Origin of the sequence: Streptomyces sp. L-9-10 (assembly GCF_004151105.1) — a bacterium.
GTDB lineage: Bacteria > Actinomycetota > Actinomycetes > Streptomycetales > Streptomycetaceae > Streptomyces.
This window is the reverse complement of sequence record NZ_PHRF01000121.1, coordinates 53887-79654: the sequence shown is the minus strand read 5'-3', so window position 1 is coordinate 79654 and position 25768 is coordinate 53887. Positions and strand designations below refer to the sequence as shown.

At 71.3% G+C, this 25768-nt stretch carries 23 protein-coding genes; 10 read left to right on the top strand and 13 right to left on the bottom strand.

Annotated features, from left to right (window positions below):
• Positions 1–26: 26 nt before the first annotated feature.
• Positions 27–215 carry a hypothetical protein gene (locus tag CU044_RS28875; protein WP_030349634.1) on the top strand — a complete coding sequence of 63 codons (189 nt, stop codon included), beginning with the start codon at positions 27–29 and terminating at the stop codon, positions 213–215.
• Between the two features lie 23 nt (positions 216–238).
• Positions 239–718, top strand: a complete 480-nt coding sequence (locus CU044_RS28870) for a hypothetical protein (RefSeq protein WP_129771704.1) — start codon at positions 239–241, stop codon at positions 716–718.
• Between the two features lie 79 nt (positions 719–797).
• Here CU044_RS28870 and CU044_RS28865 read toward each other — a convergent pair whose 3' ends face one another.
• Positions 798–1757: an ROK family protein gene (locus CU044_RS28865; RefSeq protein WP_129771703.1), complete on the bottom strand. Its 960-nt coding sequence runs from the start codon at positions 1755–1757 to the stop codon at positions 798–800.
• Between the two features lie 204 nt (positions 1758–1961).
• Between CU044_RS28865 and CU044_RS28860 the strand changes: the two genes are divergently transcribed.
• Positions 1962–3005: a LacI family DNA-binding transcriptional regulator gene (locus tag CU044_RS28860; protein WP_129771702.1), complete on the top strand. Its 1044-nt coding sequence runs from the start codon at positions 1962–1964 to the stop codon at positions 3003–3005.
• Between the two features lie 120 nt (positions 3006–3125).
• Here CU044_RS28860 and CU044_RS28855 read toward each other — a convergent pair whose 3' ends face one another.
• The 5 genes from CU044_RS28855 to CU044_RS28835 form a co-directional block, all read right to left on the bottom strand.
• Positions 3126–4430, bottom strand: coding sequence for an aldolase/citrate lyase family protein (locus tag CU044_RS28855; protein WP_193564104.1), 1305 nt, complete (start codon positions 4428–4430; stop codon positions 3126–3128).
• Positions 4431–4564: 134 nt separating this feature from the next.
• Positions 4565–5527, bottom strand: coding sequence for an electron transfer flavoprotein subunit alpha/FixB family protein (locus tag CU044_RS28850; RefSeq protein ID WP_129771700.1), 963 nt, complete (start codon positions 5525–5527; stop codon positions 4565–4567).
• 96 nt (positions 5528–5623) lie between these two features.
• Positions 5624–6418, bottom strand: a complete 795-nt coding sequence (locus CU044_RS28845) for an electron transfer flavoprotein subunit beta/FixA family protein (protein WP_129771699.1) — start codon at positions 6416–6418, stop codon at positions 5624–5626.
• Between the two features lie 198 nt (positions 6419–6616).
• Positions 6617–7123, bottom strand: a complete 507-nt coding sequence (locus CU044_RS28840) for a flavin reductase family protein (protein ID WP_129771698.1) — start codon at positions 7121–7123, stop codon at positions 6617–6619.
• Positions 7124–7318: 195 nt separating this feature from the next.
• A complete protein-coding gene (locus tag CU044_RS28835; protein ID WP_240045904.1) occupies positions 7319–7648 on the bottom strand; it encodes a thioredoxin family protein in 330 nt (109 codons plus the stop codon).
• 416 nt (positions 7649–8064) lie between these two features.
• Here CU044_RS28835 and CU044_RS28830 point away from each other — a divergent pair, with 416 nt between their 5' ends.
• Positions 8065–8793 carry a lysophospholipid acyltransferase family protein gene (locus tag CU044_RS28830; protein WP_129771697.1) on the top strand — a complete coding sequence of 243 codons (729 nt, stop codon included), beginning with the start codon at positions 8065–8067 and terminating at the stop codon, positions 8791–8793.
• Between the two features lie 106 nt (positions 8794–8899).
• Here the strand turns inward: CU044_RS28830 and CU044_RS28825 are convergent, their stop codons facing one another.
• From CU044_RS28825 to CU044_RS28815, 3 genes are read right to left on the bottom strand one after another with little or no spacing between them, the layout of a single operon-like run.
• The gene (locus CU044_RS28825; RefSeq protein ID WP_129771696.1) at positions 8900–9988 is read right to left on the bottom strand and encodes a low specificity L-threonine aldolase; all 1089 of its coding nucleotides are present in this window, start codon (positions 9986–9988) and stop codon (positions 8900–8902) included.
• A complete protein-coding gene (locus CU044_RS28820; RefSeq protein WP_129771695.1) occupies positions 9967–10725 on the bottom strand; it encodes an SDR family NAD(P)-dependent oxidoreductase in 759 nt (252 codons plus the stop codon). The genes CU044_RS28825 and CU044_RS28820 overlap by 22 nt, the downstream gene beginning before the upstream one ends.
• A 26-nt stretch (positions 10726–10751) precedes the next feature.
• Positions 10752–12149 (bottom strand): DUF6421 family protein, encoded by a 1398-nt coding sequence (locus CU044_RS28815; protein WP_129771694.1) that lies wholly within the window; start codon positions 12147–12149, stop codon positions 10752–10754.
• Between the two features lie 300 nt (positions 12150–12449).
• Between CU044_RS28815 and CU044_RS28810 the strand changes: the two genes are divergently transcribed.
• A complete protein-coding gene (locus CU044_RS28810) occupies positions 12450–13100 on the top strand; it encodes a glycerophosphodiester phosphodiesterase family protein (protein ID WP_129771693.1) in 651 nt (216 codons plus the stop codon).
• A gap of 86 nt (positions 13101–13186) precedes the next feature.
• On the opposite strand, the gene CU044_RS28805 is transcribed toward CU044_RS28810, so the two are convergent.
• From CU044_RS28805 to CU044_RS28790, 4 genes are all read right to left on the bottom strand, one after another.
• On the bottom strand, positions 13187–13750 hold the full coding sequence (locus CU044_RS28805; RefSeq protein WP_129771692.1) for a GNAT family N-acetyltransferase: 564 nt from the start codon (positions 13748–13750) through the stop codon (positions 13187–13189).
• Positions 13751–13856: 106 nt separating this feature from the next.
• Positions 13857–14735, bottom strand: coding sequence for a carbohydrate ABC transporter permease (locus CU044_RS28800; RefSeq protein ID WP_129771691.1), 879 nt, complete (start codon positions 14733–14735; stop codon positions 13857–13859).
• Complete coding sequence (locus tag CU044_RS28795) at positions 14732–15652, bottom strand: sugar ABC transporter permease (RefSeq protein WP_240045903.1); 921 nt, start codon at positions 15650–15652, stop codon at positions 14732–14734. Before CU044_RS28795 ends, CU044_RS28800 begins: the two co-directional genes overlap by 4 nt.
• The gene (locus CU044_RS28790) at positions 15649–17037 is read right to left on the bottom strand and encodes an extracellular solute-binding protein (RefSeq protein ID WP_129771690.1); all 1389 of its coding nucleotides are present in this window, start codon (positions 17035–17037) and stop codon (positions 15649–15651) included. The genes CU044_RS28795 and CU044_RS28790 overlap by 4 nt, the downstream gene beginning before the upstream one ends.
• 157 nt (positions 17038–17194) lie before the next feature.
• Here CU044_RS28790 and CU044_RS28785 point away from each other — a divergent pair, with 157 nt between their 5' ends.
• The 5 genes from CU044_RS28785 to CU044_RS28765 all read left to right on the top strand — a co-directional run bounded on the left by CU044_RS28785 (position 17195) and on the right by CU044_RS28765 (position 25699).
• Positions 17195–17980, top strand: a complete 786-nt coding sequence (locus tag CU044_RS28785; RefSeq protein ID WP_240045902.1) for an IclR family transcriptional regulator — start codon at positions 17195–17197, stop codon at positions 17978–17980.
• Positions 17981–18123: 143 nt separating this feature from the next.
• Complete coding sequence (locus CU044_RS28780) at positions 18124–18810, top strand: ThuA domain-containing protein (RefSeq protein ID WP_129771688.1); 687 nt, start codon at positions 18124–18126, stop codon at positions 18808–18810.
• Entirely contained in the window at positions 18795–19874 is a 1080-nt protein-coding gene (locus CU044_RS28775) for a Gfo/Idh/MocA family oxidoreductase (RefSeq protein WP_129771687.1), read from the top strand. Before CU044_RS28780 ends, CU044_RS28775 begins: the two co-directional genes overlap by 16 nt.
• A 205-nt stretch (positions 19875–20079) precedes the next feature.
• The gene (locus tag CU044_RS28770) at positions 20080–23439 is read left to right on the top strand and encodes a glycoside hydrolase family 38 C-terminal domain-containing protein (RefSeq protein WP_240045901.1); all 3360 of its coding nucleotides are present in this window, start codon (positions 20080–20082) and stop codon (positions 23437–23439) included.
• A complete protein-coding gene (locus CU044_RS28765; RefSeq protein WP_129771686.1) occupies positions 23432–25699 on the top strand; it encodes an ROK family protein in 2268 nt (755 codons plus the stop codon). Before CU044_RS28770 ends, CU044_RS28765 begins: the two co-directional genes overlap by 8 nt.
• Positions 25700–25768: the final 69 nt, after the last annotated feature.

Sequence of the window (25768 nt, the reverse complement as noted above, 5' to 3'; positions counted from 1 at the left end):
AGCTCGACACAGCAAGGGGGTAACCAATGCGCCGGACGGTGCTGGAGAAGTTTCCCGCGGGAGGACCGCGCGGCAGCTGGCCCGCGGAGGAGTTCGCGCGGGCACGGCGGGACGAGGGCACACCGGCCGAGGTCGTGATGGATCTCGACTCGGACGTGTTCCTCGTCGTCGTACCGCAACAGGCGACCGACTCGGGCTCCTGCGGCGCCAAGTGACGCGTACGCGCCGGAGAACCGGCATGCCCGGAGCCCCGCCCGCGCCCGCCCTGCCTCCGCTCGCACCCGCCCCGTCCGAGTCCGTTCCGCCCGCGCCCACCCCGCTGCCGCACGCCCCGCCTCCGCGTGCGCCACGGCCGCGTGCCCGGCGGTCGGCGCTGACGTTCGCGCTCGCGGGCCTCGCCGTATCGCTGAGCGCCGCCCCCGCGGCGGCCGACAGCAGCGCCTGCACCCACCACTTCTCGGGGCCGCAGATCTGTATCAGGCTGGAGGGGCAGGGCGGCAGGAACGCGGTCACCGGGATCTGGACCAATCCGCCGAGGGCGGTCACGTCCCGCACCGTGTTCCTGTTCCGGAACGGAGAGCTCATCGACAGGGCGACGGCCATCCGTTCCGGCAAGGCGCTGACGCACAGTTGGCCCGCTCAGGACGCGGGCACCGACACCGAGTTGTGTGTGAAGTTCCGGGGCAGCCAGCGCATGGCCTGCCAGACGACCCGCTGAGCGTTCTCCCAGGGCCTGTCGCCGAAGGAGCGTCCCGGGGACAGGCGGGACGTGGAAGACCGGCCCGGGAGCCCGGCGTTCAGCCGCCGACCGCGGCGGCCGTCCCGTCCCGTCCGCCGAGCGCGGCGGCGGCCGCCGCGCCCACCAGACCCGCGTCCCGCCCGGTCAGCGCCGGGGCGATCTTGATGCCCTGGACGAAGGAGAGCGAGGCGTAGTCCTGGAGCGCGCGGCGCAGCGGGGCGAAGAGCACCTCTCCGGCGTTCGCCACTCCGCCGCCGATGACCGCGATACGGATCTCGACCAGTGTGGCGGTCGCGGCGATCCCGGCGGCCAGTGCCTGGGCGGCCCGCTCGAAGGAGGCGATCGCCACCGGATGCCCGGCCCGTGCCGCGGCGGCCACCGCGGCGGCGGAGGTGTCACCGTCGGGTCCCGGCTCCCAGCCGCCCTCCAGCGCCCTGCGGGCGATATTGGGGCCGCTGGCGATACGTTCCACACAGCCCCGGCCGCCGCACGGGCAGAGATCGCCGTCCAGCTCCACACTGATGTGGCCGATGTGCCCGGCGTTGCCGCTCGGTCCCGGGTGGAGTTTCCCGTTCAGGACGAGCCCACCGCCGACCCCCGTGGAGACGACCATGCACAGCGCGTTGTCATAGCCGCGGGCGGCGCCCTGCCAGTGTTCCGCCGCGGTGATGGCGACACCGTCCCCGACGAGCGTCACCGGCAGCCCGCCGGTGACGAGCCGCACCCGTTCCACCAGGGGGAAGCCGCGCCAGCCCGCGACGTTCACCGGGCTGACCGTGCCGGCCGAGGCGTCCACGGGGCCGGCGCTGCCGATACCCATCGCCGTGGCCGACGCCCAGAGCGGGGACGCGGACACCTCGGCCAGAACCGCCTCGACGGCGCGCATCACCGTCTCGCCGTCCTCCCGCGCGGGTGTGGGCCGTTGTGCCCGTACGAGGATCCTGCCGTTGCCGTCCACCAGCGCGCCGGCGATCTTGGTGCCGCCGATGTCGAGTGAGGCAACGGGGTCGGTATGCATCGGTGTGGGATCTCCCGGCGATGAGGTATCCCCGCGTAGACCGGGGATGGACGGAACAGCGGCTTCGATGAACAGTCTCCATTCCCCTGACAACGTTGTCCAGGGCCTATGCTCGACGCCACGGCCGTGGCAGGCAAACCCACGGCAAAGCGACCGGCGAATGAACGCCGGAACACCGACGGAACGACGACAGGACAGCGCACTGTGGCCGACAACACCCGCCGCCCCGAGCCCCGTTACGGCAACAGGCCCACGATGAAGGATGTGGCCGCGCGTGCCGGAGTAGGACTCAAGACGGTCTCCCGGGTGGTCAACGGGGAGCCGGGTGTCACACCCGACACCGAGCGCCGGGTCCAGGAGTCCATCGACGCGCTGGGATTCCGCCGCAACGACTCGGCGCGCGTGCTGCGCAAGGGGCGTACCGCCAGCATCGGCCTCGTCCTGGAGGATCTCGCGGACCCGTTCTACGGGCCGCTGAACCGTGCCGTGGAGGAGGTCGCCCGCGCCCATGGCGCGCTGCTGATCAACGGATCGAGCGCCGAGGACCCGGAGCGCGAGCAGGAACTGGTGCTGGCCCTGTGCGCGCGCCGGGTGGACGGGCTGATCGTGATCCCCGCCGGGCACGACCACCGCTATCTGGAACCGGAGATCCAGGCCGGGGTCGCGACGGTCTTCGTGGACCGTCCGGCCGGGCGGATCGACGCGGACGCCGTGCTCTCCGACAGCTTCGGCGGTGCCCGTTCGGGAGTCGCCCATCTGATCGCGCACGGTCATCGCAGGATCGGCTTCATCGGCGACCAGCCCCGTATCCACACGGCGAGCGAACGCCTGCGCGGCTACCGCACGGCGATGGCGGACGCGGGGCTGGCGATACACGACGACTGGGTCTCGCTCGGCACGACCGTCCCGAAGCGGGTGCACGACGCCGTCGTCGCGATGCTCGCGGGTCCCGAGCCGGTCACCGCGATCTTCACGGGCAACAACCGCGTGACGGTGACGGTGGTGCGGGTACTGGCCGCGCACGACCGGCCGGTCGCCCTGGTCGGTTTCGACGACATCGAACTCGCCGATCTGCTCGACCCGGGCGTCACGGTCATCGCGCAGGACGCGGCGACCCTGGGCCGTACGGCGGCGGAGCGGCTCTTCCACCGGCTCGACGGCGCGGCCGACGCCCCGTCGCAGGTGGTGCTGCCGACGCGGCTGATCGCCCGCGGTTCGGGAGAGATCCCGCCGCCGGCCGAGAAGTAGGAGCGGGAGCGAGGACGCGGCGGCGACGGTCCGGCTCGTCGCCGCTCCCCTTCCCCGGCGGGCGCGGGAGCGGCGGCGACGGCCCGGCGGTGTCCCGACGAGGACCCGGCCGGACAGGACCTACGGAGCGGTGACCGTCAGGTCCGCGCGGCGCGGGATCGCGAAGGTCTCCAGATCGGCGCGGGTCAGACCGGTGAGCCCGGTGACCTCGTCGCTGTCGAGGGCGCCGCAGTCGAGTCCGCGCAGCAGATAGCCGCTGAGCGCCTTGGCCGTTGCGGGTTCGTCCATCACATCGCCGGCCGCCTTGGCGGCATAGGCGGCCAGCCGGGCCGCGGCCGGCTCCAGGCCCTCGCGGTAGAAGGCGTACACGGCGGCGTAGCGGGTCGGCAGATGGCCGGGGTGCATGTCCCAGCCCTGGTAGTAGGCGCGGGCGAGCGCGCGGCGCGTGAGGCCGTAGTGCAGCCTCCACGCCTCGTGGACCTGTGCGGTGGGCCCGACCGGCAGGACGTTGGTGGAGCCGTCGCAGACCCGTACGCCCGTTCCGGCGGCGGCGACCTGCATGACGGCCTTGGCGTGGTCGGCGGCCGGGTGGTCGCTCGACTGGTACGCGGCGCTGACCCCGACGCAGGCGCTGTAGTCGAAGGTGCCGTAGTGCAGCCCGGTGGCCCGGCCGCCGGCCGCGTCGATCATCCTGGCCACGGTGGCGGTGCCGTCCGCGGCGAGGATCGACTGACTGGTCTCGATCTGGATCTCGAACCCGATCCGGCCCGGCTCCAGGCCGCGCGCCTCCTCGAACTCCCCGGCCAGCCGTGCCATCGCGGCGACCTGCTCGGCGTAGGTGACCTTGGGGAGCGTCAGAACCAGCCCGTCGGGAAGACCGCCCGCCTCCATCAGTCCGCTCAGGAAGATGTCGAGGGTCCTGATCGCCCGGTCGCGTACAGCGGCTTCCAGGCACTTCATCCGGATGCCCATGTACGGGGCGGCGGTGCCGTTCCGGTACGCCTCGTGGACGAGCCGGGCGGCGCGGGCGGCGTCCTCGTCCTCCTCATGACCGGGGCGGGGGCCGTAGCCGTCCTCGAAGTCGATGCGCAGGTCCTCGACGGGTTCGCGGCTCAGCTTGTCCCGTACGCGCTCGTACACCGGTCCGGCCAGCTTGCCGGAGAGACCGAGCACCCGCGCGAGCGTGGCCGCGTCGGGGGCGTGGTCGTCGAGGGCGGCGAGCGCCTGGTCGCCCCAGGAGCGGAGGGTGTCCGCGGCGAACGCGTCGCCGGGTACGTAGACGGTGTGGACGGGCTGGCGGGTGCCCGGGTCGCCGGGGTAGCGGCGGGCCAGCTCCGCGTCGACCGACGCGAGGGAGACGCCGACGGCCGCGCCGACCGCGTCCGGGAGACTCGTGGCCACCTTCTCCTGCTGCCCCATTCCCACACCCTCCAATTTTCCGCTCTGCGGAATCAACAATCCGTTGAATGAAGTTAATCGGCGGGCTCGCGCCGCGTCAACGACGCGGGGCCGCGCGGTGATGATCACCACGCGGCCCCGGCCCGTACAACGTCGGCGGATCAGCCCTTGCGGATCTTGATCTCGCCGGTGAGCTGCGGGACGACCTCGAAGAGGTCGCCGACGACGCCGTAGTCGACGAGGTCGAAGATCGGCGCCTCGGAGTCCTTGTTGATCGCCACGATCGTCTTCGACGTCTGCATACCGGCGCGGTGCTGGATGGCACCGGAGATGCCGGAGGCGATGTACAGCTGCGGGGAGACCGACTTGCCGGTCTGGCCGACCTGGCTGGAGTGCGGGTACCAGCCGGCGTCGACGGCGGCGCGGGAGGCGCCGACGGCCGCGCCGAGGGAGTCGGCGAGCGCCTCGATGACCGCGAAGTTCTCGGCTCCGTTGACGCCGCGGCCGCCGGAGACGACGATCGCGGCCTCGGTCAGCTCCGGACGCCCCGTCGACTCGCGCGGGGTGCGGGCGACGACCTTCGTACCGGTGGCCTTCTCGGAGAAGGAGACCGTCAGCGCCTCGACGGCGCCCGCGGCCGGAGCGGCCTCGACCGGGGCCGAGTTGGGCTTGACGGTGATGACGGGCGTGCCCTTGGAGACCCGGGTCCTGGTGCTGAACGCGGCGGCGAACACGGACTGCGTCGCCACCGGGCCCTCCTCACCGGCCTCCAGGTCGACGGCGTCGGTGATGATCCCGGAGCCGATACGGACCGCGAGGCGCGCGGCGATCTCCTTGGCCTCGGCGGAGGACGGGAGCAGCACGGCGGCCGGCGAGACGGCTTCGTAGGCGGCCTGGAGCGCGTCGACCTTCGGGACGACGAGGTAGTCGGCGAACTCGGCGGCGTCGGCGGTGAGCACCTTCACCGCGCCGTGCTCGGCGAGCGCGGGAGCGGTGCTCCCGGCGCCGGGGCCGAGCGCGACGGCGACGGGCTCGCCGAGCCGGCGGGCCAGCGTCAGCAGTTCCAGGGTGGGCTTGCGGACGGCACCGTCCACGTGGTCGACATAGACGAGAACTTCAGCCATGGGACTTCTTCTCTCCTGCTTGCGAAAGATGAGGGGGGCGGTCGGCGAGTGGGGCTCGGACGGGACTCGGACGGGCTTCCGGCCCGCGAGACCGCGTCAGACGAATTTCCGCTCCGCGAGGAAGGCGGCGAGCTGCTTGCCGCCCTCGCCCTCGTCCTTGACGATCGTGCCCGCCGTACGGGCCGGGCGCTCCGTCGCCGAGTCGACCGCGGTCCAGGCGCCTTCGAGGCCGACCTCGTCCGCGTCGATCTCCAGGTCTTCCAGGTCCCAGGACTGCACCGGCTTCTTCTTCGCGGCCATGATGCCCTTGAAGGACGGGTAGCGTGCCTCGCCCGACTGGTCCGTCACCGACACGACCGCCGGCAGGGACGCCTCCAGCTGCTCGCTCGCGGTGTCGCCGTCCCTGCGGCCCTTGACGAGTCCGTCCGCCACCGCGACCTCGGAGAGCAGCGTGACCTGCGGAACGCCGAGCCGCTCGGCGAGGATCGCGGGCAGCACGCCCATCGTGCCGTCGGTGGAGGCCATACCGCAGATGACGAGGTCGTAGCCGGTCTTCTCGATGGCCTTGGCCAGGACGAGGGACGTGCCCATCACGTCCGTGCCGTGCAGGTCGTCGTCCTCGACGTGGACGGCCTTGTCCGCGCCCATGGAGAGCGCCTTGCGCAGCGCGTCCTTGGCGTCCTCGGGGCCGACGGTCAGCACGGTGATCTCGGCGTCGCCGTCCCCGTCGAAGTCCCCGGCGATCTGCAGGGCCTGCTCGACCGCGTACTCGTCGAGCTCCGACAGCAGACCGTCCACGTCGTCCCGGTCGACGGTCAGGTCATCGGCGAAGTGCCGGTCGCCGGTGGCGTCGGGCACGTACTTCACACAGACAACGATCCTCAAGCTCACGCCGGCTCTCCTACTGCATCGTCATTTCTGGGCTGCCTTGTTGCACGCAGCATAGGCGCCTTATGGGGCGGTTTCCGGTCGGGGAGACCGGCGCACCGGAGTAAATATTACTCGCCAGTACACCCAGAATATTCCCGCTGAGCAAGCGCTTGGAACTGTGACCTTGCCAACGCGGCGGGAGAGCCGGAGAGAGAACACTCAGTCGCGCAGCGCGTTGAACCGTCCCTGGTGGTAGAGGAGCGGCCGGCCGCCGCCCGCGGGGTCGCCGACGACGGCCTGGGCGATCACCAGCCGGTGGTCCCCGGCGGGGACCCGGGCGATCACCCGGCAGACCAGCCAGGCCACGACGCCGTCGAGCACCGGCACCCCCTCGGGCCCGGTCCGCCAGGACGTGGGCGGCGCGAACCGGTCGGCGCCGCTGCGCGCGAACGTGGCCGCCAGATCCGTCTGGTGCTCGCCGAGTATGTGCACGCCGACATGGTCGGCCTCGGCGAGGACCGGCCAGCTGGAAGAGGAGGTGCCCACGCCGAAGGAGATCAACGGGGGCTCGGCGGCTGCCGAGTTGAGGGAGGTGGCGGTGAATCCGACCGGGCCCTCCCCCTGGGCCGTGATGACCGCGACGCCCGCGGCGTGCTGCCGGAACACGGAGCGGAGCAGATCGGGAGTGGCCAGTCGGGGAGTGGAGAGATCGGGTGTGGCCGTCATGGAGTTGTCCTTCTTCGGGAGTGGCGAACAGGGCCGTGGCTGCTCAGACAGCCGGACAGCGCGCGCTCGCGTTGCGGGCCAGATCGACATGGGCCCGCCCGTAGAGAAGGAGTTCTTGGGGCACCTGATCAGCGTGACGATAGGTGGCGGGCGCAGTCAAGTACGTAACGCCCGTCCCCGCGTCGGACCCCGGCGTCACAGCGCCTCGCCCAGGGCAGCGATCACATCCGCTGTGCGGGGCTGACCGGCCGCTCTCCGTACGACGCGGCCCCCGGCGTCCAGCACCAGCACCGTCGGGGTCCTGAGGATGCCCAGCTCACGCACCAGTTCCAGCCGTTCCTCGGCGTCCAGCTCCACATGGGAGACGCCGTCGACCATGCCCGCCACTTCGGCGAGGGTGCGCCGGGTGGCCCGGCAGGGCTGACAGAACGCGCTGGAGAACTGGACGAGCGTGGCCCGCTCCCCCAGCTCGGCGCCCAGCTCGGCCGCGCCGAGCCGCTCACCGCCGTCGTTCCCCCGCACCATCGGCCTCCCGTCCCCGCGCCCACGCAGCACTCGGTGGGCGCCCGCCCGCCGTGAGCGCCGCCGTACGCGCATGAGTCCTGTCGTACTCATCCCCGGGTGCAGCGTTCACACCACCGCGGAATATTCCGCGGCCGCCGACATGGCGGGACTGTCGGCCAGGGGGCGCGCGCTCGCCGCCGCCCTCCTCGACGCGGTCTCCGGCCGCGGGCCCGGGGTACGAGATGTACCTGTTGGTCCGGCGCACCACGCCTGCGCTGCGATGACATGACGCCGACGTGACGAGAATCTCGCCGGACGCACAGACCAGGACTGGCCACGAGGCCGCGTATGGGGCACGATCGGCGGAATGCCGAAAACCTACGGCTGCGTAACTTCCGCCGGGAGAACCCTCCCCGGAACAGAAGGGTCCTCACCTGATGGCAGAGCTCGTCTATCGGCCGGTCATCGGCGCCGCCCGCACGATGTTCAAGGCGCTGGACCTGAAGATCGACACTCAGGGTTCCGAGCACATCCCGCGCACCGGTGGCGCCGTGCTCGTCAGTAACCACATCAGCTACCTGGATTTCATCTTCACGGGCCTCGCGGCGCTCCCGCAGAAGCGCCTGGTGCGCTTCATGGCGAAGGAGTCGGTCTTCCGGCACAAGGTCTCCGGCCCGCTCATGCGTGGCATGAAGCACATCCCGGTGGACCGCCAGCAGGGCGAGCAGGCGTACGCCCACGCGCTGGACTCGCTGCGCTCCGGCGAGATCGTCGGGGTCTTCCCCGAGGCGACCATCTCGCCGTCCTTCACCCTCAAGAGCTTCAAGTCGGGCGCGGCCCGGCTGGCGCAGGAGGCCGGGGTACCGCTGATCCCGATGGCGCTGTGGGGCACCCAGCGGGTGTGGACCAAGGGCCGGCCGCGCAACTTCAAGCGCAGCCACATCCCGGTGACGATCCGGGTCGGTGAGCAGATCGAGGCGGCGGCGGACCAGTACGCCGGGGCGATCACGCGCCGCCTGCGCGAACGCGTACAGGAGCTGCTGGAGGCGGCGCAGCGCGCCTATCCGGTACGCCCGAGGGACGCGGCGGACACCTGGTGGGTGCCCGCGCACCTCGGCGGCACCGCGCCCACACCGGCGCAGGTCCGTACGGCGGAGACCGGCTGAAACGTCTCTCCTCCGCTCTCCTCGGAGGGCGGCGGGAAGCATCCGTCAGAGAGGTGAGACCGGCCGGAAACCGAGGGGTTTCCGGCCGGTCGCCTGCTTTCGCGCCCTAGCGCGTCATCTCTTCCTTGAGCGCCTGCACGAAGGCGTCGACGTCGTCCTCCGTCGTGTCGAAGGAGCACATCCAGCGGACGTCCCCCGCCTTCTCGTCCCAGAAGTAGAACCGGAACCGGCGCTGGAGGCGCACACTCACCTCGTGCGGCAGCCGCGCGAAGACGGCATTGGCCTGGACGGGGTGGAGGATCTCCACTCCGTCCACCGCGCGTACGCCCTCCGCGAGCCGCTGGGCCATCGCATTGCCGTGCCGGGCGTTGCGCAGCCAGAGGTCGCCCGCGAGGAGCGCCTCCAACTGCACCGATACGAACCGCATCTTGGACGCGAGCTGCATGGACAGCTTCCGCAGATGCTTCATGGCCCGCGCGGCGTCCGGGTCGAGGACGACGACGGCCTCGCCGAAGAGCATGCCGTTCTTCGTGCCGCCGTAGGAGAGGACATCGACGCCGACGGTGTTGGTGAACGTCCGCATCGGGACGTCCAGCGACGCCGCGGCGTTGGATATCCGCGCCCCGTCGAGATGGACCTTCATGCCCCGCTCATGGGCGTGCGTGCAGATGGCGCGGATCTCGTCGGGCGTGTAGACCGTGCCCAGTTCGGTGTTCTGGGCGATCGACACGACCTGTGGCATGGCCCGGTGCTCGTCGTCCCAGCCGTACGCCTGCCGGTCGATCAGCTCGGGCGTGAGCTTGCCGTCCGGGGTCGGTACGGTCAGCAGCTTGAGGCCGGCGACCCGCTCGGGGGCGCCGCCCTCGTCCACGTTGATATGCGCGGTCTCGGCGCAGATGACCGCGCCCCACCGGTCGGTGAGCGCCTGGAGCGCGACCACGTTGGCGCCGGTGCCGTTGAAGACCGGGAAGGCCTCCGCCGTCGGGCCGAAGTGGCTGTGCATGACGCGCTGGAGGTGACCGGTGTAGTCGTCCTCTCCGTAGGCGATCTGATGGCCGCCGTTGGCGACGGCGAGCGCGGCCAGGACCTCGGGGTGGGCGCCCGCGTAGTTGTCGCTCGCGAAGCCGCGTACGTCGGGGTCGTGGTGCCGGCGCGCGTCCGTCGTACGGGACCTCACGGCTCGGGGGTCAGCCACAGGCGGTTTCCATTCACTTCCCGGGCGGGCCGGTCCCAGACTCCGGCGATGGCCTCGGCCAGGTCCGTGACATCCGTGAAGCCCGCGAACTTCGCATTCGGGCGCTCGGCGCGCATCGCGTCGTGCACCAGTGCCTTGACCACCAGAATGGCAGCCGCGGCCCGGGGGCCCTCCTCGCCCCCCGCCTTGCGGAAGGCGTCGCCGAGGGCCAGCGTCCATGCCTCGGCGGCGGCCTTGGCGGCGGCGTAGGCGGCGTTGCCCGCGGTGGGCTTCGTCGCGCCCGCCGCGCTGACCAGCAGGAAGCGTCCGCGATCGCTGCGCAGCAGGCCGTCGTGGAAAGCGAGGGAGGTGTGCTGGACGGTGCGGATCAGCAGCTTCTCCAGCAGGTCCCAGTCGGCGAGATCGGTCTCGGCGAAGGAGGCGCTGCCGCGCCAGCCGCCGACGAGATGGACCAGTCCGTCGATCCGGCCGAACTCCTTCTCGGTCTTGTCCGCCCACGCGCGGGTGGCGGCGAGGTCGAGCAGATCGACGGTGTCGCCGGTGATCGTGGCGCCGCCCCGCGACCGTGCGGCGTCGACCGCCTCGGCCAGCCGGGTGGCGTCCGCGTCCGCGCCGACGACCGTGGCGCCCGCCGCCGCGAGCCGCAGCAGCACGGCCCGGCCCGCGGGACCCGCCGCTCCGGCCACCGCGATCACGGCGCCGTCCAGTGCGCCGTTCCCGGCACCGTTTCCGTTCATGGCCGTGGCCTCTCGCTCGCGAGGGCTCACGCGGCCGCTCGCCCGGTGTCGTTGGCGCGGATCCCCTTGGTCGAGGCGATCACGTTCTTCAGCTTCTTGGAGAGCGCCTCGTAGAACATGCTGAGCGGAAACTCGTCCGGAAGCACGTCGTCGACCAGCTTACGAGGCGGCTGGGTGAGGTCGAGGGCGTCGGGGCCCTTGGCCCAGCGGGAGCCGGGGTGCGGGGCGAGATACGTCGAGACCAGTTCGTACGCGGCGAACCAGTGGACCAGCTTGGGGCGGTCGATGCCGGCCCGGTACAGGTCCTCGATCTCCGCGCAGAGCTGGTTGGTGACCTGCGGGGCCCGCTCCCAGTCGATGCGCAGGGTGTTGTCCGTCCAGCGCACCACATCGTGCTGGTGGAGATAGGCGAAGAGCAGCTGGCCGCCGAGTCCGTCGTAGTTGCGCACCCGCGCGCCGGTGACCGGGAAGCGGAACATCCGGTCGAAGAGGACGGCGTACTGGACGTCGCGGCCCTGCGCGACACCGTCCGCTTCCAGCCGTACGGCCTCCCGGAAGGCGGTGAGGTCGCAGCGCAGCTCCTCGAGCCCGTACATCCAGAACGGCTGGCGCTGCTTGATCATGAAGGGGTCGAACGGCAGGTCGCCATGGCTGTGCGTGCGGTCGTGGATCATGTCCCAGAGCACGAACGCCTGCTGGCAGCGTTCCTGGTCGGCGACCATCGCGCTGATGTCGTCGGGCAGTTCGACGCCGAGCGTACGGACGGCCGCGTCGATGACCCGGCGGAAGCGGGCGGCCTCGCGGTCGCAGAAGATCCCGCCCCAGCTGAACCGCTCCGGGGCCTCGCGTACGGCGATGGTCTCCGGGAAGAACACCGCGGAGTTGGTGTCGTAGCCGGAGGTGAAGTCCTCGAAGGTGATGCCGCAGAAGAGCGGGTTGTCGTAGCGCGTGCGCTCCAGTTCGGCGAGCCACTCGGGCCAGACCATGCGCAGCACGACCGCTTCGAGATTGCGGTCGGGGTTGCCGTTCTGCGTGTACATGGGGAAGACGGCGAGGTGCTGGAGGCCGTCCACCCGGTCGGCGGCGGGCTGGAAGGCCAGCAGCGAGTCCAGGAAGTCCGGGACGTCGAAGGCGCCGTCGGCCCATTTGCGCAGATCGGCGACGAGCGCCGTGTGGTAGGCGGAGTCGTGCGGGAGGAGCGGGGAGAGCTGCTCGACCGCGGTGACGACCCGGTCGACCGTCGCCTCGACGAGAGCGCGCGCCGGGGCGCCCTGGGCGTCGAAGTCGATCGAGCCGTCCTCGGACTGCCAGGGGCGGATCTCCTCGACGGCATCCTTGAGCTCCCGCCAGGCCGGGTGTTCGATCACCCGGGCAGCCCTCGATATACCGGTTACGGCGGCGTCCTGCGCAAGAATTTCCGTCATGTCACTTCCTCCACGGGAGAACTTGGCGTCAAGACACCGTATAGGGCTTCGCTTCTCCCTTACAAGCAGGGATGACACAAATTATCCTGCGCACCCCCTTGGTCACCGCAGTTTTTCCCGCGATCCAGGGGAAGGACACTCGTAACCAGCGTAGCGTCGCGGGCTCCAACCGGCCTCCGGACTCACTGGTGCGCGGCCGGGTCCCAGGGAGGGGCCTGGCCGTTAGGCTGCGCGCGGGAGCCGCCGTCGACGGAAGCGAGGATCGTCTTGACTTTCCAGACCATCGGTCATCGTGGAGTGATGGGTGTCGAACCGGAGAACACCCTGCGCTCTTTTCTGCATGCCGAGCGCGCGGGTATGGACGCCATCGAACTGGACCTCCATCTGACCAAGGACGGCGCCCTCGCCGTCATGCACGACACGGACGTGGACCGTACGACCGACGGAACGGGCGCGATCGCCGATCACACGCTCGCCGGGCTCCGGGAGCTGGACGCGGGGCGGGGCGAGCGCGTCCCGGTCTTCGAGGAGGTGCTGGACGCCGTACGGTCGCCGCTCCAGGCCGAGATCAAGGACAGGGCCGCGGCCCGCGCGCTGGCGGAGGTGATGCTCCGGCGCGGGCTCGTGGAACGCGTCGAGGTGTCGTCGTTCCATGACGAGGCGGTCGCCGAGATCACCTCACTGGTGCCGGGCGTACGTACCGTACTGGTCGCCAGCCGCTGGGGCGCCGACATCGTGGACCGGGCCAGGGCGGTGGGCGCCGCCCGGCTGGCCCTGAACATCCGGAGACTGACCCTGGAGGTCGTGGAGCGCGCGCACGCGGAGGGGCTGGGGATCATCGGCTGGGTGGTGAACACCCAGGACCAGCTGCGGCTGGCGCGCGCGTTCCAGCTGGGGGCGGTGACCACGGACTTCCCGGAGATCCGGCGCACGGGCAGGTTCACCGCCTGAATCCGCCTCACCGCCTGAGTCCGCGCGGGATCCGCGCGATCCCGCGCGGATCCTGACCGGACCCCGTGTCCCAGCGCCGCGGCGTTTCAGCCGAGCGGCTTGACCAGCAGCTCGAACTCCAGGTCGGCACGCCGCGGGATACCGAAGCGCTCGTCGCCGTACGGGAAGGGATGCAGCTTTCCCGTACGGCGGTAGCCGCGCCGCTCGTACCAGGCGATCAGTTCCTCCCTGACCGTGATCACGGTCATGTGCATCTCCCGCACGTCCCAGGTCTCGCCCGCGATGCGCTCCGCCGCCGCCAGGACCTGCCGCCCGAGGCCGGAGCCCTGCGAGCCGGGCACCACGGCGAACATCCCGAAGTAGGCGGCGTCCTCGCGGTGTTCGAGCTGGCAGCAGGCGACAAGCGCGCCGTCCCGCTCGACGACCAGCAGCCGGCTGCCGGGCGACTCGATCACGTCGAGCACCCCTTGCGCGTCGGTCCGCTGCCCCTCCAGGATGTCCGCCTCGGTGGTCCATCCCGTACGGCTGCTGTCACCGCGGTACGCCGACTCTATGAGGGCGACGAGCGCGTCGGTGTCGGCCGCCGTGGCGTCCCGGTAGACGAGTGCGCCGGTCCGGTGCGGGGCGGTGGGGTGGCTGGGGACGTCCATGGTGCGCGATCTCCTCTGTCCGGCCTGTCCGGTATGCCCGACCCGCCCTGGGTGCGGCCGGGACCTCCGCAGCCTAACGCGAGCGGCATCGGCGACCGGGCCCGCGTCAGCCCTTCACCGCCCCGACCAGCCCGTTGACGAAGTACCGCTGGAGGCTGAGGAAGAGCAGGATCACCGGAATGACCACGATGAGCGCGCCCGCCATCAGGTTGTTGTAGTGCGGCACGTTCTCCGTGGAGAGGTACTGGAGGCCCAGCGGCAGGGTGTACGTGGACGGATCGTTCAGGGAGACCCGGGTGAGCAGGAACTCGTTCCAGGTCGGGATCGCCGTCAGCAGCGCGACAGTGATCAACGCGGGTCTGGCCAGCGGCAGATAGACACTGGTGAAGATCCGCAGCTCGCTCGCCCCGTCGACGCGCGCGGAGTCGCGCAGCTCGCCCGGGACGGCCAGGAAGGCGCCGGTCATCAGCAGCACCGAGAGCGGGGCGCCGCCATTGACGAACGGCAGCACCAGCCCGAAGTGCGTACCGAGAATGCCGAGTTTGTTCTCCAGCAGCACGATCGGCAGCATCACCGTGATGCCGGGCACGAACAGCAGGGACACGAAGAGTTTCTGGAGGGCACCCCGGCCGGGGAAGCGCAGCACGGCGAAGGCGTAGCCCGCCGCCGCGTAGATCACCAGCGTCAGCACCACCGTATAGACCGTGACCAGCAGGCTGTTCAGGAAGAAGTCGAAGAAGTGCAGCTTGTTCCAGGTGTCGACGAACGTGTCGAACGTCGGGTTGTCCGGGATCAGATGCCCGCCGCGTACGACCTCGATCTGGTCCTTGAAGGCGGCCGACACCATCCAGAGGAACGGGTAGACGCTGATGAGTCCGTAGAGACCGAGGAGTATGCCGACGACGGTACGGGCGACGAGCCGGCGGGTGCGGGCCCTGCTCTCGTCGGGCGCACCGGTACGGGCTTTCATGGAGAGCGAGGTCATGTTCTGCTCCGCAGCGCTCGCAGGTTGATCAGGGCGAGGACGAGCGCGACGGCGAACAGGATCCAGCCGAGCGCACTGGCGAGCCCCAGGGTGGGCGCGAGATTCTTGAGGAACGCGAGGCGGTATGCCTCCAGGCCCAGCACATTGGTGTGATCACCGGGGCCGCCGTTCGTCATCACCAGGAAGGTCTGGAAGCCCTGGAGCGACTCGCGCAGGTTGAGCAGTACGACGATGGCGGTGATGGGCCGCACCAGTGGCCAGACCACCGAGGCGTTGGTGCGCCACCAGCCCGCGCCGTCCAGTTCGGCGGCCTCCAGCACGCTGCGGTCGATCCCCTGCAGGCCGGTCAGGTACAGCAGCATCGCGACCGGCACATGGCCCCAGACCGTCACCACGATCATGGTGGGCATGGCGGTGGACGGATTGCCGAGCCAGCCCTGCGGCTGCTGGAGCGAGCCGAGCCCCAGACCGTCGAGGAGGAAGTTGACCGCGCCGTCCGGCTGGAGGATGTACTGCCAGGCGAAGAAGACCGCGACCCCGCTGGTCACATAGGGCAGGAAGTACACCGAGCGCAGCACCGACTGGAACCGCTTGACCCGGTTGAGCAGCACGGCGAGCGGAAAGGCGACCGCGACGGTGAGGGCGGGTGCGGCGATCATCACCCAGAGGGTGTTGACCGCCGCGTGCCGTACCCGTGGGGCGTAGACGGGGCTGCGCCACAGCAGATCGGCGTAGTTGTCCAGCCCGACCCAGGTCCAGTTCGGTGTGAAGCCGTTCCAGGTCGCGAAGCTGAGCGCGAAGCCGTACCCGACGGTGTACAGGCCCATCACACAGAACAGGACCACCGCCGGGCCGACGAAGAGGTATCCGGTGAGCGTCTCGTACGGACGGATGCGCCGGCGGGGAGCCGTCGTCACCGCGCCGCCGCCCAGTAGGAGGCGTTGAGTTCGCGCAGCTTCTTCGCCGTCTGTCCGACGGACTGCGTCCCCAGCGGGGTGAGGTCGGCGAGGATGGCGCCCGCGTCGTCCTGCTCGTAGCCCGGCGCGCGGAACTCGTTGCCCCGGCTGGGGTCGTAGGTGTTCTGCGGTGTGCCCTTGAAGCTGTCGACCATGGCGGAGAGCGCCGGGCCGAGTACGGCGGCGGAGTCGGCGCCGAGTTCGGTGGCCGGGACGTCGGAGGCGTCCTTGGCGAAGCGCTCGGCGATGTCCTTGGTGGAGAGGAATTCCAGCCACTTCTTGGCGTTGTCGGGCTGTTCGCTGGTGGCGGCGACGCTCAGGCCTGTCAGCGCGAGCGGGCCGAGCGCGCGGTCGGGGACGGCGCCGTCCTCCGGGGAGGGCAGTCCGAACGCGAACACGTCGTCGGGGTTCATCCCGTTCTGCTTGAGGAAGGCGAGGGTGAAGGTGCCGCCGATGTTGAAGGCCGACTTGCCCTGCGCGAAGGCCTGGTCGGCCTGGTCGATGGTGAGGGACTGGGTGCCCGGCATCCAGTACGGGGTGAGCTGGTCGTACATGCTCAGGATCTTGATGCCGTTGGGCGAGCCGAAGTCGGCGCCCGGGTCCTTGCCGAAGAGGCTCTCGTATCCCCGCTGTCCCAGCTGGCTGAAGGCCAGCGGCTGGAGGACCCAGGTCAGGCCGGTGGCCTGGACCTTGAGGCCGAGGGACATGCCACCGGTCTTCGGGTTCTCGGCGGTGGTCGCCTTCAGCGCGTCCAGGAAGCCGGCCCAGTCGGCCGGGGGCTCCGTGATACCCGCGTCGGCGAGCAGCTTCTTGTTGGCGTAGACGATGCCGAAGGTGCCCACGGTCAGCGGCACGCTGTAGCGGGCGCCCTTCTCGATGCCGTTGTCCTTGGCGGTCGCCGGCAGCGAGTCCTTGTAGCGCTGGTCGGTGACGAGTCCGGACTCCCGTACGGGCTCCTGGATACGGCCGGCCCAGTCGCCCGTGAAGTCGTCGCCGAGGTCGGAGACGATCCCCGCCGCGCCGAAGACCCGGTCCTCGCCGTCGGAGTGCACTTCCAGCACATCCGGCAGATCGCCGGTCTTCGCCGCGGACTGCACCTTGGTGGTGTAGGCGTCGTCGGGGGTGTAGGCCTCGATCGTGACCGAGATGCCCGTCTGCTTCTCGAACTCGGCGGCGGCGTTGCGCAACGCGCCGGCGTGGGACTGCTTGAAGGTCCACATCTCCAGCGAGGTGGAGTTCCCTCCGGAGTCGGAGGACCCGCCGCAGGCGGAGAGTGTGGTGAGCGAGAGCGCCGTGACGACGGCGACCGCCGCGAGCCGGACATTCCTCGATATAGGTATACGCATGGCCCCTACCTAAGGATCAACCGTTCAGAAGGCCGAATGGCGTTGGAGTGACTGAACTTATGGTTGGGGTGATATAGCGTCAAGACGCACGTCGAGATTCGTGCCGACCGGTTCGCCGAGGGGCACCGGTGCGAGAAGCGGAGGTTCCGTGGAATCGGTGGCAGCAGCAGCGCGGGGGCGCAAGCCCGAAGAGGTCAAGTCCGCGGCTCGGGTACTTGAGGTGCTCGAACTCCTGGGCGCGGAAGGCGCCCGGCTCTCGCTCGCCGAACTGGCCGGCACGATGGCCGTACCGAAGAGCAGCCTGCACGCGATCCTCCGCACGATGGAGGCGCGCCGCTGGGTGGATCTGGACCCGTCGGGCACCCGCTACAGCCTTGGCCTCAAAGCCCTGCTGACGGGTACGGCCTATCTGGAGGGCGACGATGTGGCGAGCCTCGCGGGACCGGTGCTCGACTCCCTGGCGGAGGAGACGGGCGAGTCGGTGCACCTGGGCAGGCTCGACGGTACGGACGTCGTCTACCTGGCCAAACGTGAGTCCCGGCATGCCCTGCGGATGTACTCGGCGGTGGGCCGCCGGCTGCCCGCGCACGCCACGGCGCTGGGCAAGGCGATGCTCTCCCTCTATGACGCGGCCGAGATCAGGATGCGGCTCAACTGGCCACTGGAGAGGCTCACTCCGGACACGGTGACCGACCCCGACGCGCTGCTGGACCAGCTGTCCGAGGCGCGGCTGCGCGGGTGGGCCATGGACGACGGCGAGAACTCGCCGGACATCCGGTGCGTGGCCGTGGCGCTCGGCACGGGCCACGGCGGCGGCGACGCGATCAGCTGCTCCGCGCCCAAGAGCCGGATGGACGACGCCCGCGCGGAGGAGATCGCTCTCGCGGTCACCGAGGCGGCCCACTCGCTGCGGACTCTGCTCAAACGGCTCGGGCAGCACTGACGCCGTTCCGCCGCCCATTTGGTAGAGTCGTTGACAAATAGATCTCCCTCTCCCTACGTTCGGATGGCAGTAGGTTATTCCGCTATACGTATGCCCACGTTCACTGGGCCTGCCGCGCAACACCGACCTGCCCCGCACCACCGATGGGAGCGTGCACGACCATGACGTCCGAGACATCCGAAGCCCGGAGGGCCCTGGTGGTCCGTGGCGGCTGGGAGGGACACCAGCCCGTGGCGATCACGGAGTTGTTCCTGCCCTTCCTCCGCGACCGCGGCTTCGACATCCGGATCTCCGACACCTTGGACGTCTACACGGACGCCGAGCTGCTCGCCGCCACCGATCTGGTGGTCCAGTGCTGGACGATGGGCGAGATCACGGCCGAGCAGAGCGCGGGGCTCACCGCGGCGGTCCTGGCCGGCACCGGACTGGCCGGCTGGCACGGCGGGATCGTGGACTCCTTCCGGGGCGATGTCGGCTACCAGCTGCTCACCGGCGGGCAGTTCCTGATGCATCCGCCCGGCTTCTCCGACCACGAGGTCACGCTGGTCGAGGAGCGCGCCGGCCACCCGGTGATCGCCGGGCTGAGCGACTTCGGTGTCCATACGGAGAAGTACTGGCTGGCCACCGACCCGCTGATCGACGTCCTGGCGACCACGGAGTTCGCGGCGGACGAGGAGCGGGCACGACCGGTCACCATGCCCGCCGTCTGGACCAGGACCTGGGGCGAGGGACGGGTCTTCGTCTCCACCATCGGCCACAAACCGGACGACTTCGATGTGCCCGAGGTACGGGTACTCACCGAGAGGGGACTGCTGTGGGCGAGCCGCTGAGGATCGGCATGGTGGGCGCGGGCAAGATCAGCGGCGCCTATCTGGACACACTGGAGCGGCTGGAGAACGTCACACTGACGGCCGTCACGGATCTCGACCAGGAACGCGCCGCGTCGGTCGCCGCCCGGGTGCCCGGCGCGGCGGTCGCCGGATCGGTGGCCAAGCTGGTGGCGCGCCCCGACGTGGACGCCGTACTCAATCTGACGATCCCGGCGGTCCATGCCGAAGTCGCCCTGGCCGCGCTCGCCGCGGGCAAGCATGTGTACGGGGAGAAGCCGCTGGCCGCCACGCGCGCGGAGGCGGACCGGATGCTGGCCGCGGCCGGAGCGGGCGGGCTGCGGATCGGCTGCGCGCCCGACACCGTGCTCGGTACGGGCGTCCAGACGGCGCGCAAGGCGGTCGACGACGGGCTGATCGGCACGCCGGTCGCCGCGACGGCCTTCATGACCACGGCGGGCCACGAACGCTGGCACCCGGACCCGGAGTTCTACTACCGGCGGGGCGGCGGGCCACTGCTCGACATGGGCCCGTACTACCTCTCGGCGCTCGTCCATCTGCTGGGCCCCGTCATCACCGTCACCGGCGCGGGATCCCGGCCGCGCGACGAACGGGAGATCGGCAGCGGGCCGCGGGCCGGGGAACGGTTCGCGGTGGAGGTCGACACCCATGTCACGGGCATCCTGCGACACGCCAACGGCGCCCTCACCACGCTGGTGATGAGCTTCGACATCCAGGCCGCCCGGCTGCCCCGTATCGAGGTGCACGGCACCGGGGGCTCACTGTCCGTCCCCGACCCGAACGGGTTCGACGGAACGGTCGAACTGCACCGGGGCACCGGGGAGTGGGAGACGCTGCCGGTCACGGCCGGATACGTGGGAGCCGGACGCGGCACCGGCCTCGCGGATCTGGCCGAGTCGCTCGCCGGGGACCGCCCGCACCGGGCGTCCGCCGAACTGGCGCGCCATGTCCTCGACATCATGCTGACGCTGCTCGACTCGGCGCGGCAGGGCAGGGCGCTCCCGGTGGAGAGCGTCTGCCGCAAGCCGGAGCCGGTCCGGCACTGACGCGGCACCGGGCGGCGGCCGGTCTTCCCTTCACGCGTTGTCAATTCACTTACTTTCCGACGGCTTCGCCATTCGTCAATTTATTAACCTGACAATTCCGATGCACGCCGTCATCACCAGGCAGAAGAAGGAAGAGGAAAGCCGTTGACTTGATAACACACGTGGTTTTACATGGCGGTTACTGGCTGGACAGGAAGGGCCGCCCATGTATGACCGCAGGAACGCCGGAGAGGCGCGGATCAGTCATTTCCTCGCCGCCCGACTCCGTCCCGCGCTGTACACCGGGCGGCTTCCGATGGATATCAGTGCCTGGCACATCCCCGGTGAACCGGTCCCCGTCGATGTGGCCCTGCGGGCCGACTACACACCGTTCTTCGTGGGCGACGCCTGGGGCCGTCCCTGGTCGACCAGTTGGTTCCAGGTCCACGCCACCGTCCCGCAGCGCTGGGCGGGCGAGCGGGTGGAGGCGGTCTTCGACCTCGGCTTCGAGTCCGGCTCCGGTTTCGAGCCCGGCAACGGCTCCGGCTTCGGTTCCGGGGGCGCCGGCGGGTCGGGGAGCCGTGCCGTGGGACTCGTCCACGACCCGCGCGGCACCCCTCTCCAGGGGCTGCACCGGCTCCACCGGTCCATGACGGTGTCGGCCCCGGCGAGCGGCGGCGAGCCGGTCCGGCTGTTCGTCGAGGCCGCCGCCAATCCGCCGATCGACGCGGCCACCGGCGCGGGCGCGCACTACGGGGACCCGGTCACCGCGGGGGACGAGCCCCTGTACCGGCTGCTCCGCGCCGATCTCGCCGTACGCGACGAGGGCATCTGGCAGCTGATCCATGACATCGATGTCCTGGACGGTCTGATGCGCGCGCTCCCGGCCGAGCTGCCCCGCCGGTACGCGATCCTGCGGGCCCTCGAAGAGGCCGTGGACGCCGTCGATCCCCGCGATGTCGCCGGGACGGCCCCGGACGCGCGGCGGATCCTCGCCCCCGTACTGGCCCGTCGCGCGCACGAGTCCGCGCACACCGTCTCCGTCGTCGGACGCGCACCCCTGGGGGCGGCCCGGCTGGGGCCGGCTCGCGAGACCGTACGCGAGACCGCCCGCGCCTTCAGCACCATGACCGCGCTGGCGGAGGAGTACCCGGAACTGACCGTCGCCGCGCCCTCCGCCCACCGGTACGCCTGGATGAAGGACCGCCATCCGGATGTCTTCGAGCGGGTGCGCAAGTCCGTCGCCGACGGCAACTGGGCGCCGGTCGGGGGTATGTGGGCGGAGCCCGACGGAAATCTCCCCGGCGGCGAGGCGCTGGCCCGCCAGTTCGTGCACGGCCGCCGCTTCTGCCGCGAGGAGCTGGGCACCGACACCGACGGTGTGTGGCTGCCCGGCGCCTCCGGACTGAGCGCCGCCTTCCCGCAGTTGGCGGTGCTCGCCGGGGCCCGCTGGTTCCTCGCGGAGAGTTCAGGCCCCGTACCGCACCCGACCTTCTGGTGGGAGGGCATCGACGGCACCCGTATCCTCAGCCACTTCCCGCCCGCCTCCGCTCTCACCCACGGCGAACGGGTCGTCGATGAACTCGACGCCGGCGTAACCGGTCGCGGTGAACTCGGTCGCGGTGCACTCGGCGGCGACGAACTCGCCTACGCCGCGCAGGCGTTCGCCGAGCAGGGCGACGCCGCCCGCTCCCTGCTGCCCCTCGGCCACGCCGACGGTTACGGCCCCACCCCCGGGACGCTGGAGCGCGCCCGCCGGCTGGCCGATCTCGAAGGCTCGCCGCGGGTCGTGAGCCGGCACCCCGCGCACTTCTTCCGGGAGGCCCTCGACGCGCGGCCGGACACACCGGTGTGGCGCGGTGAGTTCCGCCCGGAAACCCACCACGGCACGTACACCAGCCAGGCGCGCACCAAGCGCGGCAACCGCCGCGCCGAATCGCTGCTGCGCGAGGCCGAGTTGTGGTCGGCGACCGCCGCCGTACGGGACGGCGTCCCCTATCCGTACGACGAACTGGACACGCTGTGGAAGAAGGTCCTGCTCCAGCAGAGCCACGATCTGCTGTCCGGCGCCTCGACCGCCTGGGCGCACCAGGAGGCCGAGCAGGTCCACCGCGAGGTCCACCGCCGTCTGGAGCGGCTGATCCGCCGGGCCGTGGGAGCGTCCGACGGCGGCACCGCCACCGGCGCGTCCGTCTTCAACGCGGGGCCGCTGGCGCGCCGCGAGGTGGTGGTCCTGGACCGGGACCGGCCGGCGGGGGGCGGTCAGCGGCTCTCCGACGGACGTGTCGCCGTACTGGCCGAGGCGCCCGCCCTCGGCCGCGGTGCCATCGTTCCCGAGCCTGCCCTTACCGAGCCTGTCGCGCCGGTGACCGTACAGCCCGCGGACGGCGGCGGGTGGCTGCTGGACAACGGACTGCTGCGGGTCCATGTCGACGCCGAGGGGCTCGTACGCTCCGTGCTGGACCTCGCCACCGGACGGGAGGCCGTCGCCCCGGGAGCGGCGGGCAATCTGCTGCGGCTGCACCGCGACGACCCGCCGCGCTGGAGCGCCCGGAACCTGGACGCCCGCCACCGCGGGGCGTTCCGCGATCTCGACCGGGCGGAGTCGGTCGAAGTGAGCGAGGAGGGAGCGCTGTTGGCGGCCGTCCGGGTGGTACGGAACACCGGCAGGTCCGCGATCGAGCAGACGCTCTCACTGACCGCCGGCAGCCGGTCCCTGACGATCGACACGGAGATCGACTGGCGCGAACGTGACGCTCTCCTCAAGGCTGTCTGGCCGCTCGACGTACATGCCGAACACAGCCGCGCGGAGGTCCAGTTCGGCCATGTCGCGCGCCCCACACACGTGAACTCCGGCAGGGACACGGCCCCTTGTGAGCTGTGGGCGCACCGCTGGATCCATGTGGGCGAGCACGGCTGGGGCGTGGCGCTGGCCGGTGATTCCACGTACGGCTACGACGTCTCGCGCCACACCCGCGAGGACGCCGGTACGACCACGACCGTACGGCTCACCCTGCTGCGCGCGGCGCACAGCCCCGACCCGCACGCCGACCGGGGTCCGCAGCGCTTCCGGCACTCGGTACGCCCCGGGGCGGGGATCGGTGACGCGGTCGCCGAGGGGTACGCCGTCGGTCTGCCGCTGCGCCCCGGCCCTTCGGAGCCCGCGGGATCCGCCGCGCCGCCGCTGGTCTCGGTGGACCATCCCGATGTGCTCGTGGAGGCGGTGAAGCTCGCCGACGACCGCTCGGGGGATGTGGTCGTACGGGTCTACGAGTCGCGTGGCGGCCGGGCCCGTACGGCGCTCTCCGCCGCGTTCCCGGTGGCGTCCGTGTGCGAGACGGACCTCCTGGAGGAGCCGCTCGCCGCCCGCCCGTACGAGAACGGCTCGGTGGCACTGACACTGCGCCCCTTCCAGATCCTGACGCTGCGGCTCACGCCCGGGGACCGCCCGGCGGCGGACCGCACGGCCCTGTCCACGGACCGTACGACCTCGCCGACGGACCGTACGGCCCCGTCTGTGGGACGTACGGGCTCGGCGACGGGCCCCGCCGCGGCGCATCCCGGGGCCGGAGGCACTGATGCCTGAGGCCCCCCAAGACGACGGCCCGGTCGGCTCTCTGCCCCCGGAGCACCGGGCCGTCTTACACCGCTGGGCCGAGGAGGGCGGCCCCCTCGCGACCCGCGCGCGTGTCGTCCTCCTCGCCGCCGAGGGGCTGCGCGACGCCGAGATCTCCCGTCGGCTCGGGGTGTCCCGGCAGACGGCCGGCACCTGGCGGCAGCGCTGGACGAGCGCCGGGATCGACGGTCTCGGACACCGGCCGCGCACCGGCCGGCCCGCCACCGTGGACGAGGCGGAGGTCGTCACCCGTACGCTGCTGGCGCCCGGTGGCAGCGGCGCCTCGCGCGCGGTCGCCAGGGAACTGGGGCTCTCGCACGCCACGGTCGCCGGGATACGGCGCCGCTGGCGGCTCTCCCCCGACGAGACGCCCGCCCCGTCCGTACCGACCAGACCGCCGCTGCCGAGCGGCGAGGTCTGGGTGATGGGCCTGTACGTGGACCCGCGGCGCGCCGTGCTCCTCACGGGCACCGGACGGGGGGTTCCCCGGCAGTCCGCCGCCGGGACCGTGCTCGGCGCGGACGTACTCGCCGGACTCGACCGGGCGGTGGAGGCCGCGCTGACGGCGGCGACGGCGCGCGGGGCGGAGGGCGACGACTCGCCTTCGTACGGCCTGGCGGAGTATCTGGCCGAGGCCGGCCGCAGCCATCCGGACCTCGGGCTGCACGCCATCACGCTGTGGGACGCGGCGGGCGGTAGCGGCACCCTCCAACAGGCCCCTTCGGACGGCACGGTGACGAGACATCAGATTCCCGCGCGGTCGACCTGGCGCACCTTCCTCCGGGCCATGATCGCGCTCGACAGCACCAGCCATCCGGAGTCCTCGCGCCGCGTCTATCTCGATCTGGCGGCCGAGCTGGAGCGGTACGCGACGGCGCGGCCCGACGCCCCGTGCACCGCGGTGCGCTGGCTGCGCGAGAACGTCGCGGGCCTTCCGGGCACGGACCGCCGCCCGGAGAGCACGGCGGGAAGCCAGTCCTGGAGCGGGGTCAACCAGATCGATCTGGGTTCGTTCAACGAGTGTGTGGTCATCGAGACGGTACGGCTCTCCGGCACCATCACCCGGGGCGAGATCGCCCACCGCACGGGCCTCACCCAGCAGTCGGTCTCCCGGATCGCCCGTTCGCTGCTGGACCGCGGCATTCTCATCGAGGACGCCCAGCGGCGCGCGACCTCGGGCAAACCCCGTACGCCGGTACGGCTCTGCGGGACGGCGGCCCACGCCCTCGGGATCCATATCGACCCGGAGGTGCTCACCGCGGTCGTCATCGATCTCGACGGCGCGATCGTCCGTACCCGTACCCGCCCCGTCACCGCCGACATCGACCCGGCGGAGTTCGTCGAACGGGTGGCCGCGCTGGGCCGGGAGACACTGGCGGAGGCGCGCGGGTCGGTGCGGGAGGACGGCTTCCTCGGGATCGGGGTCGCCGTACCGGGACCGGTCGACATCGCGTCGGGCACGGTCCTCGGGCCGCCGCTGATGTCGGCCTGGGGCGATCTGCCGCTGCTGTACCTGCTCCAGGACCACTTCCCGTGCCCCGTCCTGATGGAGAAGGACTCCACCGCGGCGGCGGCCGGCGAGCGGTGGATCGGGCGCGACCGCAGGGCCAGGGACTTCGCGTATCTCTATCTCGGTACGGGCGTCGGTACGGGGCTCTATCTCAACGGCGACCTGTATCGCGGGATCAGCGCCAACGCCGGGGAGTTCGGGCAGTTGTGCGCCATAGCACTGGGGCGGGTGGCCAAGGACGGCCGTCCGGAGATCCTTCCTGAGTGCAATCCGCCGGTGTCCGTGCCGGAGCTCGCGGTACGGGGCGGGATGCGTCCCGTACCGGCCGCGCCGGGGCGCACGTCCGGGAGCACCGCCGCGTATCTGGCGGTGGGCGAGGCCGCCGCCGCGGGCGACCCCGCGGCGGCGGCGGCCGTACGCGAGGTCGCGCAGGCGGTGGGGCGGGGGGCGCTGGGCATGGTCGATCTGCTGGACATCGATCTGATCGTGCTCGGCGGCCCCTTCTTCACCGAGGACGTCGCCGGCTTCTACCTGGACGAGATCGCCCGTACCGTCAACGCGTTCCCCACCGCCAGACGGCTGCGGCGGGTCGCGGTCGAGCCGTCCGTGCTGAGCGCGGAGGCCGCCGCGGTGGGAGCGGCCTCGACCATCTTCCACGCGACGTTCACCCCCCGGCTGCGCGGGCGGGAGAGCCGGACACGGCATCTGCCGGCCCGCTGACGCGCAGGGCCGCCGGGATGTCCCCGGCGGCCCGTACGTCATCGTCCCGCTGCCTGACGTTCCGTGTCC

What these genes read in the sequence shown, in the direction of transcription:
- CU044_RS28875 (WP_030349634.1), top strand. Translation starts at nt 27, where the DNA reads ATGCGCCGGACGGTGCTGGAGAAGTTTCCCGCGGGAGGACCGCGCGGC.
- CU044_RS28870 (WP_129771704.1), top strand. Translation starts at nt 239, where the DNA reads ATGCCCGGAGCCCCGCCCGCGCCCGCCCTGCCTCCGCTCGCACCCGCC.
- CU044_RS28865 (WP_129771703.1), bottom strand. Translation starts at nt 1,757, where the DNA reads ATGCATACCGACCCCGTTGCCTCACTCGACATCGGCGGCACCAAGATC.
- CU044_RS28850 (WP_129771700.1), bottom strand. Translation starts at nt 5,527, where the DNA reads ATGGCTGAAGTTCTCGTCTATGTCGACCACGTGGACGGTGCCGTCCGC.
- CU044_RS28840 (WP_129771698.1), bottom strand. Translation starts at nt 7,123, where the DNA reads ATGACGGCCACACCCGATCTCTCCACTCCCCGACTGGCCACTCCCGAT.
- CU044_RS28835 (WP_240045904.1), bottom strand. Translation starts at nt 7,648, where the DNA reads ATGGTGCGGGGGAACGACGGCGGTGAGCGGCTCGGCGCGGCCGAGCTG.
- CU044_RS28830 (WP_129771697.1), top strand. Translation starts at nt 8,065, where the DNA reads ATGGCAGAGCTCGTCTATCGGCCGGTCATCGGCGCCGCCCGCACGATG.
- CU044_RS28820 (WP_129771695.1), bottom strand. Translation starts at nt 10,725, where the DNA reads ATGAACGGAAACGGTGCCGGGAACGGCGCACTGGACGGCGCCGTGATC.
- CU044_RS28815 (WP_129771694.1), bottom strand. Translation starts at nt 12,149, where the DNA reads ATGACGGAAATTCTTGCGCAGGACGCCGCCGTAACCGGTATATCGAGG.
- CU044_RS28810 (WP_129771693.1), top strand. Translation starts at nt 12,450, where the DNA reads ATGGGTGTCGAACCGGAGAACACCCTGCGCTCTTTTCTGCATGCCGAG.
- CU044_RS28805 (WP_129771692.1), bottom strand. Translation starts at nt 13,750, where the DNA reads ATGGACGTCCCCAGCCACCCCACCGCCCCGCACCGGACCGGCGCACTC.
- CU044_RS28800 (WP_129771691.1), bottom strand. Translation starts at nt 14,735, where the DNA reads ATGACCTCGCTCTCCATGAAAGCCCGTACCGGTGCGCCCGACGAGAGC.
- CU044_RS28790 (WP_129771690.1), bottom strand. Translation starts at nt 17,037, where the DNA reads ATGCGTATACCTATATCGAGGAATGTCCGGCTCGCGGCGGTCGCCGTC.
- CU044_RS28780 (WP_129771688.1), top strand. Translation starts at nt 18,124, where the DNA reads ATGGGAGCGTGCACGACCATGACGTCCGAGACATCCGAAGCCCGGAGG.
- CU044_RS28770 (WP_240045901.1), top strand. Translation starts at nt 20,080, where the DNA reads ATGTATGACCGCAGGAACGCCGGAGAGGCGCGGATCAGTCATTTCCTC.
- CU044_RS28765 (WP_129771686.1), top strand. Translation starts at nt 23,432, where the DNA reads ATGCCTGAGGCCCCCCAAGACGACGGCCCGGTCGGCTCTCTGCCCCCG.